At 40.5% G+C, this 21,250-nt stretch carries 23 protein-coding genes; 16 read left to right on the plus strand and 7 right to left on the minus strand.

What is annotated here, in order from left to right; genetic code table 11:
- Positions 1–109: 109 nt before the first annotated feature.
- The 4 genes from CLNEO_RS03845 to nth form a co-directional block, all read right to left on the minus strand.
- Positions 110–1,303 carry a CaiB/BaiF CoA transferase family protein gene (locus CLNEO_RS03845; RefSeq protein WP_066084744.1) on the minus strand — a complete coding sequence of 398 codons (1,194 nt, stop codon included), beginning with the start codon at positions 1,301–1,303 and terminating at the stop codon, positions 110–112.
- Between the two features lie 114 nt (positions 1,304–1,417).
- The gene (locus CLNEO_RS03850; RefSeq protein WP_066084747.1) at positions 1,418–1,852 is read right to left on the minus strand and encodes a hotdog fold domain-containing protein; all 435 of its coding nucleotides are present in this window, start codon (positions 1,850–1,852) and stop codon (positions 1,418–1,420) included.
- A 719-nt stretch (positions 1,853–2,571) separates the two neighbouring features.
- Positions 2,572–3,417 (minus strand): DUF6612 family protein, encoded by an 846-nt coding sequence (locus CLNEO_RS03855; protein WP_066084750.1) that lies wholly within the window; start codon positions 3,415–3,417, stop codon positions 2,572–2,574.
- Positions 3,418–3,480: 63 nt separating this feature from the next.
- A complete protein-coding gene (gene nth / locus CLNEO_RS03860) occupies positions 3,481–4,125 on the minus strand; it encodes an endonuclease III (RefSeq protein WP_066085753.1) in 645 nt (214 codons plus the stop codon).
- A 469-nt stretch (positions 4,126–4,594) separates the two neighbouring features.
- Between nth and CLNEO_RS03865 the strand changes: the two genes are divergently transcribed.
- The 5 genes from CLNEO_RS03865 (at position 4,595) to CLNEO_RS03885 (ending at position 7,901) form a co-directional block, all read left to right on the plus strand.
- Positions 4,595–5,011: a DUF6762 family protein gene (locus tag CLNEO_RS03865; protein ID WP_066084753.1), complete on the plus strand. Its 417-nt coding sequence runs from the start codon at positions 4,595–4,597 to the stop codon at positions 5,009–5,011.
- The gene (locus CLNEO_RS03870; RefSeq protein WP_066084757.1) at positions 5,001–6,254 is read left to right on the plus strand and encodes a hypothetical protein; all 1,254 of its coding nucleotides are present in this window, start codon (positions 5,001–5,003) and stop codon (positions 6,252–6,254) included. Before CLNEO_RS03865 ends, CLNEO_RS03870 begins: the two co-directional genes overlap by 11 nt.
- 23 nt (positions 6,255–6,277) lie before the next feature.
- The gene (locus CLNEO_RS03875) at positions 6,278–7,117 is read left to right on the plus strand and encodes a DNA-3-methyladenine glycosylase family protein (protein ID WP_066084762.1); all 840 of its coding nucleotides are present in this window, start codon (positions 6,278–6,280) and stop codon (positions 7,115–7,117) included.
- A gap of 6 nt (positions 7,118–7,123) precedes the next feature.
- Entirely contained in the window at positions 7,124–7,603 is a 480-nt protein-coding gene (gene ybaK, locus CLNEO_RS03880; RefSeq protein WP_066084765.1) for a Cys-tRNA(Pro) deacylase, read from the plus strand.
- Between the two features lie 67 nt (positions 7,604–7,670).
- Positions 7,671–7,901, plus strand: coding sequence for a hypothetical protein (locus CLNEO_RS03885; protein WP_066084769.1), 231 nt, complete (start codon positions 7,671–7,673; stop codon positions 7,899–7,901).
- 89 nt (positions 7,902–7,990) lie between these two features.
- Here CLNEO_RS03885 and CLNEO_RS03890 read toward each other — a convergent pair whose 3' ends face one another.
- Positions 7,991–9,250: a stalk domain-containing protein gene (locus CLNEO_RS03890; protein ID WP_066084772.1), complete on the minus strand. Its 1,260-nt coding sequence runs from the start codon at positions 9,248–9,250 to the stop codon at positions 7,991–7,993.
- A gap of 447 nt (positions 9,251–9,697) precedes the next feature.
- Between CLNEO_RS03890 and CLNEO_RS03895 the strand changes: the two genes are divergently transcribed.
- The 5 genes from CLNEO_RS03895 (at position 9,698) to CLNEO_RS03920 (ending at position 14,294) form a co-directional block, all read left to right on the plus strand.
- Complete coding sequence (locus CLNEO_RS03895) at positions 9,698–10,222, plus strand: GNAT family N-acetyltransferase (RefSeq protein WP_066084775.1); 525 nt, start codon at positions 9,698–9,700, stop codon at positions 10,220–10,222.
- 1 nt (position 10,223) lies between these two features.
- Positions 10,224–11,168 carry an ROK family glucokinase gene (locus CLNEO_RS03900; RefSeq protein ID WP_066084779.1) on the plus strand — a complete coding sequence of 315 codons (945 nt, stop codon included), beginning with the start codon at positions 10,224–10,226 and terminating at the stop codon, positions 11,166–11,168.
- A 222-nt stretch (positions 11,169–11,390) separates the two neighbouring features.
- The gene (locus tag CLNEO_RS03905) at positions 11,391–11,807 is read left to right on the plus strand and encodes an ATP-binding protein (RefSeq protein ID WP_066084782.1); all 417 of its coding nucleotides are present in this window, start codon (positions 11,391–11,393) and stop codon (positions 11,805–11,807) included.
- Positions 11,808–12,220: 413 nt separating this feature from the next.
- Complete coding sequence (locus CLNEO_RS03910; RefSeq protein WP_066084785.1) at positions 12,221–13,531, plus strand: acetyl-CoA hydrolase/transferase family protein; 1,311 nt, start codon at positions 12,221–12,223, stop codon at positions 13,529–13,531.
- 316 nt (positions 13,532–13,847) lie between these two features.
- A complete protein-coding gene (locus CLNEO_RS03920) occupies positions 13,848–14,294 on the plus strand; it encodes a deoxycytidylate deaminase (protein ID WP_066084791.1) in 447 nt (148 codons plus the stop codon).
- Positions 14,295–14,564: 270 nt separating this feature from the next.
- On the opposite strand, the gene CLNEO_RS03925 is transcribed toward CLNEO_RS03920, so the two are convergent.
- Positions 14,565–15,050, minus strand: a complete 486-nt coding sequence (locus CLNEO_RS03925; protein WP_066084793.1) for a peptide deformylase — start codon at positions 15,048–15,050, stop codon at positions 14,565–14,567.
- Positions 15,051–15,198: 148 nt separating this feature from the next.
- Here CLNEO_RS03925 and ruvA point away from each other — a divergent pair, with 148 nt between their 5' ends.
- Positions 15,199–15,801 carry a Holliday junction branch migration protein RuvA gene (ruvA, locus tag CLNEO_RS03930; protein WP_066084797.1) on the plus strand — a complete coding sequence of 201 codons (603 nt, stop codon included), beginning with the start codon at positions 15,199–15,201 and terminating at the stop codon, positions 15,799–15,801.
- 20 nt (positions 15,802–15,821) lie between these two features.
- Positions 15,822–16,826, plus strand: coding sequence for a Holliday junction branch migration DNA helicase RuvB (gene ruvB, locus CLNEO_RS03935; RefSeq protein ID WP_066084799.1), 1,005 nt, complete (start codon positions 15,822–15,824; stop codon positions 16,824–16,826).
- Between the two features lie 124 nt (positions 16,827–16,950).
- On the opposite strand, the gene CLNEO_RS16395 is transcribed toward ruvB, so the two are convergent.
- Complete coding sequence (locus CLNEO_RS16395; RefSeq protein WP_278276614.1) at positions 16,951–17,085, minus strand: hypothetical protein; 135 nt, start codon at positions 17,083–17,085, stop codon at positions 16,951–16,953.
- A 119-nt stretch (positions 17,086–17,204) separates the two neighbouring features.
- Here CLNEO_RS16395 and CLNEO_RS03940 point away from each other — a divergent pair, with 119 nt between their 5' ends.
- The 4 genes from CLNEO_RS03940 (at position 17,205) to CLNEO_RS03955 (ending at position 21,217) form a co-directional block, all read left to right on the plus strand.
- Positions 17,205–17,468 (plus strand): hypothetical protein, encoded by a 264-nt coding sequence (locus tag CLNEO_RS03940; protein WP_066084802.1) that lies wholly within the window; start codon positions 17,205–17,207, stop codon positions 17,466–17,468.
- Positions 17,469–18,351: 883 nt separating this feature from the next.
- A complete protein-coding gene (locus CLNEO_RS03945; RefSeq protein ID WP_201032857.1) occupies positions 18,352–18,831 on the plus strand; it encodes a permease in 480 nt (159 codons plus the stop codon).
- Positions 18,831–19,382 (plus strand): permease, encoded by a 552-nt coding sequence (locus tag CLNEO_RS03950; RefSeq protein ID WP_066084803.1) that lies wholly within the window; start codon positions 18,831–18,833, stop codon positions 19,380–19,382. Before CLNEO_RS03945 ends, CLNEO_RS03950 begins: the two co-directional genes overlap by 1 nt.
- A gap of 65 nt (positions 19,383–19,447) precedes the next feature.
- The gene (locus CLNEO_RS03955; RefSeq protein ID WP_066084805.1) at positions 19,448–21,217 is read left to right on the plus strand and encodes an ABC transporter ATP-binding protein; all 1,770 of its coding nucleotides are present in this window, start codon (positions 19,448–19,450) and stop codon (positions 21,215–21,217) included.
- Positions 21,218–21,250 lie beyond the last annotated feature (33 nt).

Below are 21,250 nucleotides of genomic sequence, written 5' to 3' on the forward strand. Positions count from 1 at the left end.
CCTCCTTGCATTTTCGCTATGAAATATACTGTCTTGTTCCTCAGTATACCACAACGGCAAAAATGGCTCAACAGAAAACGATGGTTCATCACGCTGTTTTTTTGAGGCATTAAATAACATTATTCTCTTCTAGTGCCTTAATCTCTTCTGCGGAAAGACCTAAAACTTCGGAGTAGACCGCAACATTATCTTCACCGAGGATAGGGGCGCCTTTCTGTGCTTTGTCTTCTTCACCATGAATTTTAATGGGAGAACCGGGGATACGAATGGTTGTATTCATTCCTGGCTGATAAACATCCCAAAGCATATTTCTTTCCTTCGTTAAGGCATGCTCTGCAATTTCTGGAATTGTATAAATTGGGCCAAAAGGAATAGATAAGCTGCTAATGATTTCTTCCAATTCGTCAACTGTCTTTGTTTGTGTCCATTCTTCAATAATAGGCTTTAAATCCTTCAAATAATTTTCGCAGCGATCCAAATTTGTTTTAAAACGTGGGTCGTCGATCAAATCTTCTTTACTCATTGCTTTACATAAGCCTGCAAACATTCTGTCTGTGCCGCAACCCATAACGAAATCTGCATCTTTTGCATGGAAAGAATCGAAAGGTGCAATGCTGGGGTCTTGGTTACCTGCACGATGGGGGTGCTTTCCAGCAATGGTATATTCCACTACAAAATTCTCCATTGTAGAGAATAGGGTATCTACCATTGCCACATCAATACGACGGCCAACGCCGGTTTTTTCTCTTTCATACAGCGCCATCAAAACGCCCATGCACAAATAAGCTCCAGTATAGCTGTCACCTACGGAGGGGCCGATTTTGCAAGGGGGGCCATCAGCAAAGCCTGTTACACTCATCATTCCGCTCATAGCCTGGGCAACAATGTCATAGCAGGGGCGGGAAGCCAAATCGCCTGTAAGGCCAAACCCGCTAATGGAACCATAGATAATGCGAGGATTAATTTCCTTTAATGCCTCATAGGAAAACCCTAATTTTTCGAGAACGCCAACCTTATAGTTTTCACAAACCACATCAGCGGTTTTCACCAGTTCTGTAAAGATTTTCTTTCCCTCTTCAGAGGCGAGATTTAATGTAATTCCTTTTTTATTGCGGTTAATATAGGCATAGTAGCCACTAAAATCGTTTTCCATAGGGCCCCAGCTTCTTGTTTGATCGCCGGCGCCAGGGCGTTCAATTTTAATTACCTCTGCGCCATGATCAGCAAGATTCATCGTGCAAAAAGGGCCACTGTAAGCCTGTGTTAAATCAAGCACACGAATACCTTCCAACGGTCTATCCATGGTTATTCATCCTCTCTGTTTACATAATGAGCAAATTAACGATAAAAATTGTGAATTTTGGTGAAAAAGAAAGAGCGGATTGATATCCGCTCCTTCGAAAATGTCACCAAAAACTTACTGAGGGTGCTTTGCATCCTTGAAGGAAGATTCCTGAGGACCTCTTTGATCTTTTTTCGCAATGAAAAGGCTGCCTGTTGCAGTGCCGCACAATACAGGAGGCTCGCAAGCTGTTGCACGTGTATCCTGAGGATTTGTGATATCAACCATCTGAGCAACTTTCCATGCTTCAAATTTACATGCATAGGACTGGTTACCAACTTTTTCAATCCAGCCGTGGTATTCCATGAAGTCACCAACGTAAACAGGAGCTGTGAATTCGATGTCCTTGTAGCCCAAGAACAAGCTGATGTCACCATCAACATAAACCATTAATTCTGTACCAACGTCGCCCCACTGATTAACGATTCTAGCGCCGTTTACCAAATTGCCAGTATAGTGACCGTCTTTTGCGCTCATCATTAAATGATGTACAACCTTTTTACCTACCATTGAGAATTCCTCCTTTAAATTTATGTATGTTGTTTGTTTGATTTGTTAAGTGCTTTCCTTAACTCTGATTTTAGTCTATCTGGTACAGTGAATGGAAAGTCAACAGTTTCTTTAAATTTTTTTTGGAGAATTAAAAAGCAAATACCCTAAAGTGTACACTAAGGGGACAGTTTTTTAAAAATATGACAACCCTTTATAAATCCTGTTTTTTAGGGGCTTAAGCCAACGCTAAAATGAAGAAAAGACTTTTTTTGATTGTATAGATAAAAATTAGGTGGAGAGTTTTTTTCGAAATATAAAAGAAAATTAGTTTATGAAAAAACATTTTGAAATCGAAAAGCGCTCTAAATCCTGCTTCCAAATTTATTTTAGAAAAACTTTTTGAAATCTACAAAAACTTCTAATATATAAGCTGACCCCAAAATTGTTTTTTATACATATTTTTTAGATGATCTCAAAAAATTAAAAAGCGCTGTTTTTCAAGAAGTGCTAATTCAGCCATGTTTGCCCCAATGGACTTCATACATATATAAATGGGAATGAACGAAGTCCTAAAGGAGGCCTATGGAGAAAAATCAGTTTTTATCCGGTTTTGCTGATGAAACAAGGGGGTAGAGGCTTTTTATACAATAAGCCCCAGGCAAAACGAACACTGCTTATAAAACGGCAGAGATCAGCAGAAATCTGCCGTTTCAAAATTAAAAAGAAGTTATTGGTTATCATTGCTTAGCCGCAAGGGCTTCAGCAGGAATTTCAAAATCTTCTACATTATCAAATTCATTGCAGCGAACGGAAATATTTGCAGACTGCACGGAAATCTTCATATCTTCATCAAATTGATCGGCACCGATTAATGCAATGGTTTTGTCCATTACCACTTGAATGAGCTTTTTAATATCCGTTTCATATTGGTACACCAAGCCGTCCTCGCCAATCCACAAGGTAAGAGGCAACCCGTCAATTTCACTATACATTTCCTTTAACTGTGCTTCGGAGATTCCTACGCTTTGGGCTGAGGATAGTAACCCGGATTCCTCAATAATTTGTTCCATAGTTTCGCCTTTTAAAATACCCTTCACTCGAACCGTTGAAACGTCTCCAATTTTTTCTGTTCCCTTGCTTACAGGACTGTCGATTGCCGAAAGGTAGCCGGAAATATTATCATAGATTTGAAATTGACCAAGGCTGCTATCTTCTGCGGTTGTTTGAACCCAGCCGGTGCCTGCGTTTGAAAATACGTTAATCTCATTTTTGTTTTTTTGCACATACATTTCCATAATGGTTTTTTGGTCAGTATCCTTTTCCATGTAAGACGATACGTCCAGTTTCATTTTTAAAGGCTCCACAAAAGCGGCAATATCGGCTGATGTGACGGTGGAAATTTCCTCACTGCCCATGGTCATCTTTACGTTCATGGTCATTGTTGCCTGAAGGCTTGTTATTTCTGTCATTTTTTGCTGCGCTTTTTCCAGTAATGCGGCGGTGTCGCTATCCTTGTTGCTGCACCCGGCAAAAGCCATGACTGCGATCATAGCCATGCAAAAATATCGAAGTTTTTGTTTCATTGAGTAATCCTCCAATCAGATTTTTTGTTCCTTAAAATTATTGTTTCCATTTTTATAAAAATATTATTTTTCTTTTTGCTGCTTTTGACCACCTGTACAATAGGGCAGTAAAAGACATTCGGCGCATTTTGGCCGTCTTGCGATACAAATTTTTCTGCCGTGGGCGATTAGCTGGGTATTAATTGCAATCCAATTTTCCTTTGGGATGATTTTCATTAAATCAAATTCGATTTTAACCGGGTCTTGGTTTTTCGTCAATCCCAATAAATTTGAAAGGCGTTTTACATGGGTATCCACTACAATGCTTGGAATGCCGTACCAGTTGCCCCGCACAACGTTTGCGGTTTTGCGCCCAACCCCGGCCAAGGACGTCAATGCTTCCAGGTCTGAAGGCACCTGACCGTTGTATTCGGCCAATAGCTTTTGACAGCAGGCAATGATATTTTTTGCTTTGTTATGATAGAAACCGGTAGAGTGGATATCGTTTTCCAACTCCTTCAAATTGGCTTCTGCAAAGTCCTTCACCGATTTATATTTTTGAAATAAGTCCATTGTAACGATATTTACCCTCTCGTCGGTACACTGTGCCGATAAAATGGTGGCAACGAGTAACTGCCATGGATTTTCATGATCCAGATAGCATTTTGTTGGGCCATATTGTTCTTGCAATAAGAAAAGAATCTGTTTAACCTTCTCTTCCTTTGTCATTTTTCCACACACCTTCCCGAAAGGAGCATATTTCCCGAAAATACGGAAGATTTCCCAAGAAATATTTCCCTTTTTCATTTTTTCTGTAAAACAAGGGAATTTGCCGCTGTTTTTTCGTCTGCTGCGTCTTGTTTTTCCGTGATTTTATTACTATAACATAGAATAAGGATGATTAAAATATAAAAATCATTCATGGGTTTTAAGATATATAATTCAAAACAGGTACGGGCGCACTGCTTTTTCAATCATTTTCCATAAGGGCCATTTTTTTGAAAAATTACTATTATTTATTCTTAATAGACATAGGAACAAATTCTTACAATTTACGTCATATTACAAAAAAGCGCATAAATTCAATGTTTTTGCCAGTGTTTAGACAACAGTGCAGCCAGTCGTTTTCTTGCATCCCCAAAAAAAGTGTAGTATAATTAAGCATAATAGACTAGCTATGCTTTTAAAGGAGATCAATATGGAAGATACCGTTATTGTGGTAATGCTGAAAGATAGAGAAACGGGTTTTTTGGAAAAAGAGCTGGGGAGCTATTCCTTTTCAGAGGATGTGGGAATGGTTTATAATATATATGCGGTGGAGTCGGAGGAAGGCAAAAAAGTGGTTTTGCGTTTGTCCTGTGATAAGGAAATTGAAGATTGGGAATATGATGCGATTTTCGATTATTACGATATGGAGCCTTTGGCTGCACAGGTGGAAAGTGTAGAGGAGGAAGAAGGGCACTATAATCCAGTATGGGTGATTCAGTTTACTTTTTCTGATACACATGAAGAAATGGAGAAAAAAATTTCCCATATTGTAAATACGCATAAAAAAGAACTGCTTTCGGTTTACGATGCTATAGCGGACAAAAAGGATGATTATATTGAAGAATAAAAAGTGGAGATATGCCTATGTTCTGATAGGTATTTTGCTTTTCTTGTGTGCAGCATGTGCATGGGGGAAAGCAGGGGTGGAGAATCCCTTGCCGCCAGTGAGTCAAAATGATCAACAAGATGATGACCCTCCCGCAGAGATACCATCTTCCAATGAGGATCCTGAAAATAATAACAAAGGCGATCAAGAAGACCCTATTTCGGATGAGACTGTACCTGTAATAAATAAAATTGAGCCTGAAAAAACACAAACCGTGGATACAAAGCCTTTTTGGCAGAGCGAAGCGGCAAGAATAACGAATAATTTGATATCCATTGCTGCTGCTGCCCAGAAGGATTATAAAGAAAACGGCGCAAAAAGAGGCTGGATGAGCAAAGACGGCTTGCTTTATAACTATTATGAGGGAAAGTACATAACTACAGATACCTTAGTGGCGGATGGGTACTTGGAAAAGGGTCTGAATCCGTCGGACTATAAAATATTGCTCCTTAACGGAAGCGATTTGGAGGAGATGGATGGAGCCACGGTTCCTGCAGCAAGTGCGGATTTTGGCGTGTTTGCCGCGATAAAACAGTCAAATAAGTATTTGATTGCATCGACTAGCGGAAAAATCGGAACGATCAGTGAAGAAAGCTTCAACAGTTTATTGGCGAAGAATAATCAAAATAACGGAAAAATTGTAAGACTATCCTCCGCATCGGTGGAGTATGAACGAATACTGAATTATATTAGCCTTTTTGAAGGGCGTTTTGATGAGTATTATGTGAGAGAAATCCGTATGGATAATAAGCATGCCGTTGTTGTTTTCTCAAACAAAGCAAATACTGCAAATATCAAGGAATATATTTTAGAAAATGAGAATAATTTCTGGGAAGTTGTTTATCCCAATGCACAGATGGAATATTATCCCATCACTACAATTAACCGCTATATTCCTACTTTAAACGTGGAATTATTGCCCACCTATACCCTAGCGTCATGGCGGGGCGGTATTTACCGTGAGCAAGGCGGGGTTGAGGCTGCACTTTTTAGTGCGAAGGCAATTTCAAGCTCTAGTGAAATTGCATATCAATGCGCAACAGCTGCTTGCGCGTATGCGGTTTTAACCAATGGAAGCCGTTATGCCTGTTATAGTGAGGGTGGCATTTGGAAGGCAAAATTTGTTGCTTCTGATTATGAAGCACGGAAATTCCTTAAGGAAAAAACGGGAATAGATTATGGTTTCCTGATTTTAGATGATTAAAATTAAAAAGGTGTGTTTGACAAATGGAAAAAGTCTATTGGGATTGCCCAGACTTTTCTCTGTCCCAAACTTTAGAATGTGGACAATGCTTTCGCTATCAAAAAGAAGACAATGATTGCTATACTGTCATCTCCGGCCAAAGGGTGGTTACCCTTGGCCAAGCGGGGGGCAGTATCGTTTTTTATGGTGGGGAGGATATCTCGTTTTGGAAAGGATACTTTGATGGAGAGAGAAACTATGGGGAAATTAAACAGCAATTAAGCCGAAACGACCCCGTTATGTCGGAGGCCATTTCTTTTGCACCGGGTATCCGCATTTTAAAGCAAGAATTTTTTGAGATGCTAATGTCCTTTATACTATCCCAGAATAACCATATTCCAAGAATACGAGGGCTGATACAAAGGCTTTGTGGGGAATACGGAACATGTATAGGCCCGGGGCAATACAGCTTTCCAACACCTGAACAGCTATCGGGGGTTTCGGAGGAGGAATATCGCCGCCTTGGCTGTGGGTTTCGTGCCAGATATTTGACAGATGCTGTGGGGAAAGTGCTGGCTGGGGGCTTTTGCCCAGGGGAACTGGATCAATTATCAACGGCTGAGCTTCGCCAACGACTAATGTCAATTTGTGGCGTTGGACAAAAGGTGGCGGATTGTATTTTGCTGTTTTCTTTTGGTAGATATGAGGTTTTCCCTATGGATGTTTGGATTAATCGTGTTTACAGCCATGCATATTGCAGTGGAAAAAAGCTTTCTTTGTTGGAGCTGCAAAAATCGGCGGCAGAGAATTTTGGTGAGAACGCAGGGTTTGCGCAGCAATATTTATTTCATTACGGAAGAAATATGAAAATTGGGAAGGGGTAAGAAGGAATGGTTAAAACCAACGTGATGCGGCTATTGGAAACGGCAGGGATTTCTTACCGAATATCCCAGTATGAATATGACGAAAATAATCTTTCCGGAATGGATGCGGCGGAAAAAATAGGAATCCCACCGGAGCAGGTTTTTAAAACCCTTGTAACCAGGGGGGATAAAGCTGGAGTTTTGGTATTTTGCATTCCCGTTAATACGGAGCTGGATTTGAAGAAAGCAGCGACGGTATCGGGCAACAAAAAGCTGGAAATGACTCATGTAAAGGAGCTTTTAGCGTTAACGGGGTACATTAGAGGGGGCTGCTCCCCTATTGGTATGAAAAAGAAATACCCCACCATTATCGATGAAACGGCCATTTTGTTTGATGAAATTGCCGTCAGTGCGGGTATTAGAGGAGAGCAGGTAATTCTTTCCCCCTATGCTTTGATTGCATATACAGAGGCAACTGAGGCAGACCTAACAAAGGAACTCAGCTAAGAACTTCATAATAAGAGATGAAATTTGCTTCACAAATCATATTTTTTATGGAAGGGAAACAAAACTTATGAAAAAGATGATATTAGGAATGGGATTATTTGTATGCGGCTTTTTGGGCGTGATTGCTTTATTGACAGCAACAGTACTCTGCCCTATTATCCCCTGGAGCTACAATAATATAGAAGGTTGGCTCGGGGTTATTTTAGGGATGCAACTTCAGCTGCCTTTGATTGTTTTTTTTGCCACTGGGGTAATGGGTCTGGTTATTTGTGTAAAGGAAGCCTATCAAACAAAATAAGAAATATAAAAACAGGGCATCATCGTTTGCAAGGGATGATGCCCTGTTTCTTATAAGTCGTTTTATTGGCCTGCGTGCAATAATGAAATTTAATTGAACTGAATTTCCAATGCATCGGTGGTTGGGGTTTCAATACCGTTTCTGACTGCGGAAACCTTAATATAAACAGCCCGATTGTTGATCGTACTAATCCCAAAACATTGTGGAAAGCCCCAATACCACGTATCGCCGCCCAGTGCTTTGTTTTGCAGCTTGGCAAAGGTTCCGCCTTTTGTGTAGGAAATATAAACATAAAAATAATCAGCATCATACACTGGCGCCCAGGTTACATAGGCAGAGTTGTTTTCCAGCCGGTAGTCCAAATTTTGGGGTGCACTTGGCGTGTAGGAATAAGACTTCATTTGCCGAATGGGAATCGAAAGATTCTTCGGCACCTTCATAATTTCACTAACGGGGATGGCAAAGGATTCCTCATCGCTATAAGATGAGGTCATACCAATCAGCTTGCCACTGCTGTTAAACAATGCGCCGCCACTGCTGCCGTGGTCAATAAAGGCGCTGGCGGAAATGATATCTTGATTAAAGTCGTTTATAAATCCTTGGGATACAGTGTTACGATTGCCTTTAGGCGCACCAACTGTGGTTACGGCGTCCCCCTTTACAATAGAGGCTGCCACGGTTGCCGGAATTAAGTTTTCTTTATCAATTTGTAGCAGGGCAATATCTCTTTGGGCATCTAAGCCCACAACGGTAGCGTTTCCTTGGTATATGGAATTATCAGCAAACACCATTTGCACTAAGGATGCACCTTCGATTACATGAAAATTCGTTGCAATCAAGCCGTCAGAGGAAAGGATAATGCCACTTCCTTGCATTTTATTTGTCTGCAAATAAACTACGGAATCGGTTAAATCCCCTTGGGATATTTGGCGGGTGGTGATAATCACTGTGTAGGTTTCCCCATTCCATTCAACCGTTGCACCACTGTACTCCGCCACAAAACGAAGGGGAACCATGGTTGTATTGTCTGATAGGGTAGCTGCCGCATCTAAAGTCACAGACTCTTGATTTACAAGGGCAATAGGGTTATTAATGGTGAGAAACAGCTGTGTGTCATCTTTGGTTGCCTCAACGGTGCGGCTATCCTGATGCCACACAACGGTATAGTTCAATGCTTCCATAATACTGCGCATGGGAACCAAAACCCGGTCATTTTCAATGAGGGCGGGTGCTGAAAGGGGCAGGGGGTATCCGTTCAGGGTTACTGAAATATTTTTCGCCGTAGCAGGCATAATTGCAGAAAAACAAAGTATCAAAAAGAGGATAAAGCCTCTCGAAATTTTTCTCATTCTTTCACATCCTTTTCCGGTAGAGTATAGCACAATTTTTATAAAATGGCTACAAAAAAAATCTATTATTCTGTGGACAAAATTGGAAACACTAGGAAAATCAGCATACATTTGCATACCCATAGAATGGTTGATAAGTTTACTTTGGGAGAAAAGTGGAATGAATGCTTCTCCTCCCGCCTTGAGGTGTATTGGCATAGGCGTGGAAAGACAGTGCGAATGCCGATACTGGCAATATTTTGGATAATTACCTTTTTGGTATAATCTGTGCTTTGGTATTTTTTGACAAATACCATAAAAAAATGAAAAAAATCAACAGCTTGCTTTTGGCATTTTGGGGAAAATACCTTGGACGGCATCCTTTTTAATATATCATTTTAACAGAAGGATTGAGATTGCATTTTCCTTGCATTTGTAGTATTCTTTGGAATAAGGAGGAAGGTTTTTATGTTTGAACGTATATATAAGGATACATTTTGCACAGTATATCCGATTTTAGAGGAAGCCTTTCCAGTGGAAGAATTGCGAGAAGAACAACGGCAAAAAGCCCTTTTGGATCAGCCGAGGTACCGTTTATATGGGATGAAGGAAGATAACGGGATACTCCAAGGGGTAATTGCACTATGGGATTTTGACGACTTTTTATATTTTGAGCATTTTGCCATACAGCCATCTTTTAGAAACGAGGGGTTTGGTGGAAAAAAGCTTGCTGAAGTGATTGCCTGGGCAAAGAAGCCAATTGTTTTGGAAGTGGAAGTGCCAAAAGATGATTTTACATTAAGGCGTGTTGGTTTTTATGAAAGGCATGGTTTTTATTTCAATGAGTATCCTTATTTGCAGCCACCCATGAGAGCGGGGCAGGGGATGCTGCCTTTGCGGCTCATGACAATGCCTGAAAAAATATCCGAGGACGAATATAAAAGGTACAAAAGCTTAATTTACAAGGATGTTTACAATTATGAGGAGGCATAAGATGGAATACTGTTTTGGGGTGGATATTGGCGGTACCACAGTGAAAATGGGACTGTTTTCCGGAGAGGGCGAGCTTTTGGAAAAATGGGAGATTCCAACCAAAAAAGGAACGGATTCTAAGCCGTTACTGAAGGCTGTTGGGGAAGAAATGGAAAAATGCCTAAGCCGAAAAGGCATTAAAAAAGAAGAAATTGCCGGGGTTGGCATGGCGGCGCCGGGGCCGGTAAACGAGGAAGGCTTATTGCGAGGTGCGGTAAACATTGGATGGGGTGATGTGTTTCTTGGAAGAGAAGCGGAAAAAATCATGGAGATTTTCCCTGTATTTATTGGAAATGACGCAAGTTTTGCCGCATTGGGAGAGTTTACCTTTGGCGCAGGCAAGGACGTAAGCAGTCTTATTATGATTACCTTGGGAACAGGCGTTGGCGGCGGTGTTGTTTTAAATGGCCAAGTTCTTATGGGAAAGACGGGAACCGCCGGAGAAATTGGACATACAACCATTAATCCCTTTGAAACGCTCACTTGCAATTGTGGGAAAAAAGGTTGTCTGGAGCAATATGCTTCTGCTACGGGCATGGTTCGAATGGCGGAAAAGTTTTTGCAGGAGTCGAATAAACCCTCCCCCCTTCGTCAATTGGATAAAATTACGGCGAAAGATCTTTGGGAGCAGGCGAAAAAAGGCGACGAGCTGGCGCTGGATATAACAAAATATGTATCCCATCTTTTAGGTATGGCGATTGCTAATGCATGCTATATTGTTGATCCTGAAATGGTTGTTATTGGCGGGGGGGTATCCCAAGCGGGACAATTTCTTTTGAAGATGATTCAAGAGGCCTATGCCCAGCATGTTTTCCCCCATTGCAGAGATAAAAAATTTGCCTTGGCCAAGCTTCATAATGATGCGGGCATTTATGGAGCAGCAGCGATGGTGTTTGAGAAAAAATAAATTGGTTAATCATTACAAAAAAAAATTAAAATCCATATTAAATCTAAGGGAAAGTTGTGAAAACCAACCAATTGTGTTTTTTTACAGAAAAGAATGAAAATTTAAGAGGATTTTTTAAAATTTTGGAGAATACTAATTACAAACAGATAGAAAACTATTTGTTTGAAAAATTATATAACATAAATCCAGAGGTATTTCACCAGTATAAAGGGGGAGATTGCAATGGTACAGATTCTTGCAGGCGAAAAAGGTGTAGGTAAAACAAAACGACTGATCGCTATGGCGAACGAGGCAAGCAAGGAAGCAAAAGGCTGTGTTGTATTTATTGATGATGACAATAGTCGCATGTATGATCTTCATTATAGTGTGCGGTTCGTGGATACTCCAAAATTTATTATGGAAAGTCCTCAGGTTTTTAAAGGTTTCGTATGTGGCATACTCTCTCAGAATAACGATATTGAAAAGGTTTACATTGATGGATTAAATTATATTATGGAAAAAATTAATAATAGTGAATTTACTGAGTTTATTTGTCAGTTGAACGATATTTCAAAGGAAACGGAAACAGACTTTACAATGATTATTAGCCGCAAGCAAGAAGAACTTCCTAGTGAGATTCATCCTTATATCATATCGTAAAATAAAATAGGAAAACAAACCGGTCAGCGATTCCCAAAAGGGATCGGCTGGCCGTTTTTTATCTAATTTTTTCGAAAAGAGTATTATGTTGTTTGACAAATTTTATAATTAGATAAAAAACATAAAATCATTGATTTTAAAGGGTTTTATAGTAAAGTTTGTAATGATAATTAAAATTTTTGAAAAGTAAAATTCCATAAAAAAGTATCAACAAAGAGTACTAAAAATATAAAAATAATTAATTTTTGTATAATTTAAAAAACATGGTGTGTTTAGTCTTTACGAATAACCTTTTTTCATGCTAAAATACGGTGAACAGATAGTATTTTGTATTCAATTAATTGTATTTTCGTATTTTTATTGTGCAATTTGCCAAAGGAATAGAGATGATAAATAGGAAAGGTGAGAGAAATATGAATAAGTTTCGGGAAATGTATCTTGCAAAAAGAATGACACCTGCAGAAGTTGCGTTGTTTGTAAAATCCGGTGACGTTTGTGCCAGCCCTACTGGTTTGGAAATGCCTACCGCAATTTGCGAGGCAATTGGGCAAAGGGCAAGAAATGGAGAATTAACAGGCGTGGTTCATCATCAGACCTTATGTGTAGAAAATGCTCCGTTTTTGCATTATGAAGAGCTGAAGGGGAAATATGACTATGTTTCCTGGTTTACGGGCGCTGTAGGCAGAAAGGGTATTCAAGAAGGGCATTATACATATGTCCCCAATAATTATAGCACAATTCCCAGCTACTGGAGAGATGTGAAGCCAAAGCTGGATGTTTTTTATGCAGAGGTTTCTCCCATGGATGATCATGGATTTTTTAGCTGTGCCATGGCGGGGGCAGAGGTTGTTGCTATGCGTGAGAAAGCGAAGGTCATCCTTTTGGATGTAAATGATAAAATGCCCCGTGTTTTGGGAAATAATCAGATTCATATTTCTCAGGTTACAGCCCTTTGTGAATCCTCAAGACCACTTTCCATTTTGCCCAATGCACCGTTGACGGATATTGATAAAAAAATTGGACAGATGATTGCGGACGAAGTAGTCAATGGTGCCACCTTGCAACTGGGGATTGGTGGCATCCCCAATGCCGTTGGTGTTCTTTTGAAGGATAAAAAGGATTTGGGTATTCATACGGAAATGTTTACAGACAGCATGGTGGATCTGATTGAATGCGGTGCTGTTACAAATATGAAAAAGCCGATTAATGTAGGAAAAACCGTTGCAACCTTGGCGTGGGGTACCCAAAAGATGTACGATTTTATGAACGACAACCCTGCTTTTGAAATGCATCCGGTGGACTATACAAATAACCCCTATATTATTGGACAGCATGACAATTTTGTTTCCGTAAATGCTTGCATTGAAATTGACCTTTTCGGCCAAGTTTGCTCCGAAAGCATTGGCACAAAGCACTTTAGCGGTTCCGGCGGACAGGTGGATTATGTTCGTGGTGCAAACTTGTCCAAGGGCGGCAAAGGCTTTATTGCAATGACCTCTACAACAAAGGGTGGAACGATTTCTAAAATTAAACCGACTTTGACACCCGGTTCCATCGTTACAACTACAAAAAATGAAGTAGACTTTTTGGTAACGGAAAATAATATTGTACGCTTAAAGGGTCAAACAGCAAGCGATAGAGCAAAAATGATTATTTCTCTTGCTGATCCTCAGTTCCAAGAAGAATTAAAGTTTGAGGCGAAAAAAATGAACCTGATTATCTAATGGAACTTTTTTTTCATTCGTTAGAAAACGTACTTGTCCAAGAGGTATAAAAACATTTTATAGCTTTTACATTTGCATAGGGGCTAGTGTGTTTTTAATTCTAGATTGGAGCCTAGGAAAATTTTTAAAGAACGATGAAAGCCGGCAAAACCTTATTTGCAAAGGATTTATAAAAAAAGTCTTTTATCTGAAAAGAAAGCAGGTTTATTTGACCAGCAAATATTTCGGATTGAGGGCTTTTTTTGAGAAAATGATTTTTGACAAAGATACAAAGATATGTTATTTTTGATAAAATAATGTTTGGGGAGTGGAATCGGTGAGAGCCAGTTGGGACGAGTACTTTATGCAAATTGCAGAAATTGTGAAAACAAGATCCACCTGCCTGCGAAGACAGGTGGGAGCGGTGATTGTTAAGGACAACCGCATAATAACCACAGGATATAACGGAGCCCCCTCGGGGCTAAAGCATTGTACGGAGTTGGGGGGATGCGAAAGAGAGCGCCTGGGTGTCCCTTCGGGGCAACGTCACGAGTTGTGTCGGGCGTTGCATGCGGAACAAAATGCCATTATTCAGGCGGCAAAGCTGGGGATTTCAACAGATGGCGGGACGATTTATATTACCCTTCAGCCATGTGTCATTTGTTCCAAAATGCTGATTAATGCGGGGATTAAGCGTATTGTTCATAAAGGAGAATATCCCGATGAGCTTTCTCAAAAAATATTGGCGGAGGCTGAAATTGAAATTACCGTTATGCCTGATTAAAAAGCCCCATTTTTTTTGCCACAAAAAATAATTTTTAGCGTATAGAGCACCATATCTACATAAGTTTTGCAAAGGTGCTGGAGTAAAAAACACTTTGCTTATTTGGCTAATTTGGATCTATTTAGAAAGAAGTTATAAAGCAAACTGTATTGAATAGTTTACATAATAGAAGCGTTGGTTTCCATATTTTTAAAGAAACCAACGCTTGTTTATTTTACCTGATAGTATGTACGGCTAACCATAAGAATAGCTTCAAAGGGCAAAAGCCTTTTATTGTGTTTCCTTCCAAAAGAAGGAGTGATTATTTATACTGCGCATGACTGCCAGAATTCCATCCAGATGGTCAAATTCATGTTGCAATAATTCGGATAAGTCGCCTTCAAGCTCCATTTTGCAGCTGCATTGTTCCATATCTGTATAGCGGATGATACAGCGCTTATAACGTATTACCTTCACCAATAGATTTGGGAAGGACATACAGTCGTCCAAAACCTCCATTTGTTCCTCATCGGGAAATTCCAAATGGGGATTGATAAATACCACAGGTTGGTCAATATACATATACAAAATACGTTTTTGTACCCCGATTTGCGGCGCTGCAATGGCACGGCCGGCGCCGTATTTTTTGCGAAATGCCATAAGCGTATCGTGCAAATCCTCAATGATTTTTGGCAGTCCCGAATAATCATCTTCCCCTACGGCAGAGGAAACCTGATATAAGGCAGGGTTGCCCAAAAGTAATATTTTTTGCTCCATTTGAATCTCTCCTTTCCTTTTCTTGAGTATATACCTTTTTTTCCAAAGGAACAATGGCGAACGTAGTTTCTTTTTTTCCATGGTTTGGGTTGCTCTTTGGAGGTTTGTCCAGTATAATAAAACAATAGAGCATGAGAGGAGCGGGGATATGATCTCGTATATCAAGGGTACCTTGGCACATCGGGGGGAAAGCTATATTATACTGGAAACAGGGGGGATTGGATATCAGATTTTTGTTTCCACTGGGATGCTTTCCAGAATGCCCGAATTGGGGAAAGAAACAAAGGTTTTCACCTATATGAGCGTAAAAGAGGATGGAATCTCCCTCTTTGGTTTTTCTTCAAAAGAGGAACAGGAAATGTTTTTAAAGCTTTTAACCGTTGGCGGCGTGGGTCCAAAGGGTGCCTTGGGCTTTTTATCCCAATTAACACCCCAGGAAATTATTATGGCCATTTTATGCGGTGATGTAAAAACCCTTTCCAAAGCCCCAGGGGTTGGAACAAAAACCGCCCAGAGGGTCATACTGGAATTAAAGGATAAGTGCAGCACAGAGGATGCAGTTACAATTTCTGCCCAGCTTGATGATGAAGTTGGGGTAGTAGGCGGTGCCAAATTTGAGGCGATTGATGCGATGACGGCCTTGGGCTACAGCCGCAGCGAGGCAGCGAAGGTGGTTGGGCAGGTTGCAGCCGAAGGAATGACCACGGAAGAAATTTTGAAAGCAGCATTGAAAAAAATGATTACATTTTAGTATAGAAGCGGGTGTTACCATTGGAAAATCGGCGGATTTTAACAGCGGCATTTGGCGAGGAGGACAAGGACTTTGAACCGAAGCTCAGACCACAGCAGCTGGATAGCTATATTGGACAAGAAGGTGTTAAGGAGAATTTAAAGGTGTTCATTCAGGCGGCAAAGCAAAGAGGGGAATCCTTGGATCATGTGCTGCTCTATGGCCCTCCCGGCTTGGGGAAGACAACCTTATCCAACATTATTGCCAATGAAATGGGGGTTCATATTAAAACCACATCGGGCCCTGCCATTGAGCGGGCAGGAGATATGGCGGCGGTTTTGAACAGTCTCAGTGAGGGGGATATTCTTTTTATTGACGAAATTCACCGTCTAAACCGTATGATAGAGGAAATATTGTATCCAGCGATGGAGGATTTTGTGATTGACATTATGATTGGCAAAGGCCCAGGGGCAAGATCTGTGCGGTTGGATTTGCCAAAGTTTACGTTGATTGGGGCAACAACCAGAATTGGACTGCTTACAGCACCCCTACGGGATAGATTTGGCGTTGTGCAGAGATTAGAGCCCTACGACATTCAAAATTTAAAGACCATTATTTGCCGTTCCGCAGAGGTTTTGCAAATTGAGATTGACGGGACAGGCGCAGAAGAAATTGCTCGGCGGGCTAGGGGAACACCGCGTATTGCAAATCGTCTTTTAAAAAGAGTGCGGGATTTTGCGCAGGTGCGTTATAATGGTGAAATTACCGGTGAGGTGGCACGTTTTGCCCTAGATTTATTGGAAGTGGATCGCATGGGGCTGGATTTTATCGACCGCAAAATGCTCATGACCATGATAGATAAATTTGAGGGAAAGCCCGTTGGACTGGATACCCTTGCTGCATCCATCGGGGAGGAATCGGAAACTATAGAGGATGTTTATGAGCCGTATTTATTGCAGCTTGGCTATATTCAGCGCACCCCAAGAGGTAGAATTGTGACGAGGGCGGGCTATGCCCATTTTGGAAGGGAACCGAAAGAGGCTTAAGAATAAAAACAGGGAAAGAAAAGTAAAATAAGAAGGTAATAAAAAAGTAATATGAAAGGCTCAGGCTGAAAACAAAGTCAAAAGCTTGAGGGCTTGTCCTCAAATACCTATAAGGGTTTGGTCATCACTTTTGCTTCGCAAAAGCCAGCTTCGCTGTCTGCCCTATCTTGGCAGTGAGTGTCATCACTTTTGCTTCGCAAAAGCCAGCTTCGCTGTCTGCCCTATCTTGGCAGTGAGTGTCATCACTTTTGCTTCGCAAAAGCCAGCTTCGCTGTCTGCCCTATCTTGGCAGTGACAATGAAACGTTCAAAGTTTGTCTAAGTTCTAAGCGCTTATGGTATGAAAATTTAATTATACACAAAATCCAAGGAGAAGGTTATGAAATTAAGCATTGAAGAATTAATGGAAAATGTGAAGGACGAATTGCTTTGTTATGAGGATATGGAGCAAGCTAGCCGCCGCTGGGAAAAGGAATTTCTGGATTGGGTGGAAAAAAACAAAGGGAAACATAAGGATATTGCCCTTGAACAAAATGGAATTTTCTTTAAAATAAAGGATGAAGAGGAAGTTTTTGAAATTGCCAACGCATATATTGATGCCTTAGATGAGGGAAACGTAAAGCAGTATTGGGAAAAGTTTTAAACCGGTGCAAGGAGTTTGTGGCTTCTCTGCCTTTGTAAGAATGTAGCACATGGGTAGCCGTTGGATGAATATTCAAGGATCGTCCTTTGTGGATTTCTAAAAGCTTCTTTTCGTTAGGCGTTTGACAACCACCACCAGAATTCAATGAAGAAAAACGCCCTTCAAACTGTTTAGATTGAAGGGTATTTTTGTAGCACAAAGAATATGAGAGGGTTACTCTTAGTTTTTGCAGAGCCATAACTTACTACAAAATTTTGTTTTATGCCTTGTATTGTTGGTAATGTTCAGCTATGACAAGGATTGCTGCCTAAATATCAAGTTCTATTGCAAGATACAAACGTAAAAGTATAATGCAAAAATAAAGCGTGAAATACCATGTAATTTAAAATATTTAGAGAAAATCAGCTAATTGCTTTTAAGGGGATTTGGAGAAAATTACACAGGTGTATATTTGAAAAACAGTGTAAAAAAAGGGAGTTATTGTTATATTGAAACCTATAAATGCAATTTTGCGCCAAGCTCTTTAAGGTAAGCCGTTACTGGATGTATTCAGTAATAGAAATAAGCAAGCAGAAAAATATAAAAATTGGATTGACAATTTATGAAGGTACCTTTATAATTAATTTAAGAAGGTACCTTTGCAATTAGAAGCGGAAAGCGAAGGTCTCCAAATAAAAATAGTATAGGTATTTTTTAAAAAATTGTGTTGGTTGTTATTATCACGTTTCGGTGGGGTTGCAAGTATGTTTTAAGGGACCGTGAATTTTCTATGGGAAAAATTTGGGGAAATAGCGGGAGAAGCTGGGAAAACCCTTGCTGCTTCAATCTTGGTTATAAGTAATTATCGTCAAAAGGGAAAGAATTAACGTTTGGAGGGAATGGATTGGACACCTATATTTTTTACGGAATCGCAATGGTATTTTTGACGATTTCTTTTAGAAAGGACAAAGGGAAAACCAGGATAGCTTTGAAAAAGGCATGGAAATCCTTTGAAAACCTTTTGCCGCAGCTTTTTTCTGTCCTGCTGATTGTGGGGCTTATGCTTTCTGTGATGAATGCGGATGTCATTTCAAAGATTATTGGTGGGGATTCGGGCTTGGTGGGCGTTGCTATTGCGGCGGTTGTTGGGGCGATTACATTGATTCCACCCTATGTTGCCTTTCCAACGGCGGCAATGCTGCTCCAAAATGGAGCGGGCTATATGCAAATTGGGACATTTGTTTCTGCTTTAATGATGGTGGGTATTGCAACAATGCCCGTTGAAATAAAATATTTTGGAAAGAAAATGACGATTTTAAGAAATGTGTGTGCTTTTATTTTTTCGTTTTTCGTTGGATTTATAATTAAACTGGTGGTGGGATAATGTTGAACTTATTAAAAAAATTTGCAAAAAGGTATCGCTTATTTTTGATAACTGCTGTTGTGGTTGGGTTTGTGAGTCTGATTAACGTGGAGGTTGGCAAACAGACATTAAATATTTCTGTGTTTCAGCTGAAGCAGATGCTGCTAATCGTACCGCCGATTTTTGTTCTGCTGGGACTTTTGGATGTATGGATTCCAAGGGAAACCATGGTGAAATATATGGGCGAGGGCTCCGGCTTGAAAGGGATTTTGTTGTCCTTTATCATTGCGGCAGCGGCGGCAGGGCCGCTGTACGGAGCATTTCCGGTGGCGGCAGTTTTTATGAAAAAGGGTATAAAGTTTACTAATTTGCTCATTTTTATTGGAACTTGGTCTACCATGAAAATACCTACGCTGCTTTTTGAAGCATCTTCGCTTGGAGTGAAATTTACATTGACAAGGTTTATTTTGAATATTCCTGGAATTATTCTGATCGCCTTTGCGTTGGCGAAGCTGATTCCCAAAAACGAAGTTGAGGAAATTTACCAAAATGCAGAAAAACTGGAGTTGTAATAGTCCTTATTTGAAAAATGAGGGTGTTTTATAGAAATCCACCAAAGGAGATAATACGAAAAATTATGGAGCTTTTTAAAAAATTTACAAAATATTACAAACCCTATCGTTTTTTGTTCTATATGGATTTGTTTTGTGCGTTGTTGGTCTCGCTGATTGATCTTTCCTTTCCGTTGATCCTTAATATTCTTAACAGAGGAGTTTTTCTGGGAGAGACAGAAAATATTATAAAAACCATTGGTTACGTAGGTATTGCGTTGCTTGCAATGTATGTAGTCCGTTATTTTGCCCAGTATTTTATCACTTCATGGGGGCATATTATGGGTGCTAGAATGGAGAGTGATATGCGTCGGGATCTCTTTTCACATTTGCAAAAATTGAGTTTTTCTTACTACGATAAAAATAATACGGGCGATATGATGTCCCGCATCGTATCTGATCTCTTTGATATTTCTGAGCTTGCCCACCATGGGCCGGAAAACATATTTATGTCAGTGCTGAAGCTCTCGGGGGCATTTATCATTTTATTGTTGTTAAATTTTAAGCTGACGTTGATTTTGATTGGGGTTACATTGGGAATGATTCTTTTTTCCTTTTATCGAAATAAAAAAATGCGGACAATTTTTATGGACAATCGCCTAAAGATTTCCAGTGTCAATTCTCGCGTGCAGGACAGTCTTGCAGGGGTTCGTGTGGTAAAGTCTTTTGTCAATGAAGAATATGAAAACGAGAGGTTTGAGGAAAGTAATCGTAGATTTTTGGACTCCAAGAACAAAAGCTATCGGGCTATGGGCGGTTATATGGCGGGGAATTCCTTTTTTCAAGGTCTTTTCTATACGATAATCATCACCGTGGGTGGAATTTTAATTGCAAAAGGTGAGCTTGTTGCTACCGATCTTGCCCTTTATGTTTTATATGTAAATATTTATATGAACCCCATCGAGCTGTTGCTTAATTTTACCGAGCAGTTTCAAAAGGGCTATGCTGGTTTCCGACGGTTCACGGAGGTTTTGGATACAGAGCCGGAAATTGTCGATGCTTTGGATGCGACGGATTTGGAGCAGGTGAATGGTGAAATCGAATATAGGGATGTTTCATTTAGTTATGAGGATTCTGTTAAGGTTTTGGATCATATAAGTGTGAAAATCAAGGCCGGGGAAACCATGGCACTGGTTGGCCCCTCCGGTGGGGGTAAAACCACTTTTTGCTCCTTGCTGCCGCGGTTCTATGAGGTGACCGGTGGAAGCATCTTAATTGACGGCAGGGATATCCGTTCTTTGACCTTAAATTCCTTGCGCTCCGCCATTGGCATTGTGCAGCAGGATGTGTACATATTTTCTGGCAGCATTAAGGATAATATTTCCTATGGCAGGCTAGACGCTACCGACGAGGAAATCAAGGAGGCGGCGAGAAACGCCAATATCCACGAATTTATCCTGTCCCTGCCCGAGGGATACGATACCTATGTGGGCGAGCGGGGAACCCGTCTTTCGGGAGGGCAGAAGCAGAGAATTGCCATTGCCCGCGTATTTTTGAAAAATCCGAAAATATTAATTCTCGACGAGGCCACCTCTGCCCTTGACAATGAGAGCGAGAAGTATATTCAGGAATCCCTGGAACGGCTTTCCCAAAACAGAACGACAATCGTCATTGCCCATAGACTTAGTACCATTCGTAACGCAGATGAAATCTTGGTTTTGACGGACGAGGGCGTTGCGGAACGGGGGAAGCATGCGGATCTGCTTCAAATAGACGGCATTTACGCCCGATATTATAACATGCAGTTTGAAGGGATTGAGGGTAATATTAACGCGGAACATAATGAATGGCACTAAATGAGGAAAAAGACTGATAAAGGCGGCGTAAAA

Origin of the sequence: Anaerotignum neopropionicum, assembly GCF_001571775.1 — a bacterium.
GTDB classification, from domain to species: domain Bacteria; phylum Bacillota; class Clostridia; order Lachnospirales; family Anaerotignaceae; genus Chakrabartyella; species Chakrabartyella neopropionicum.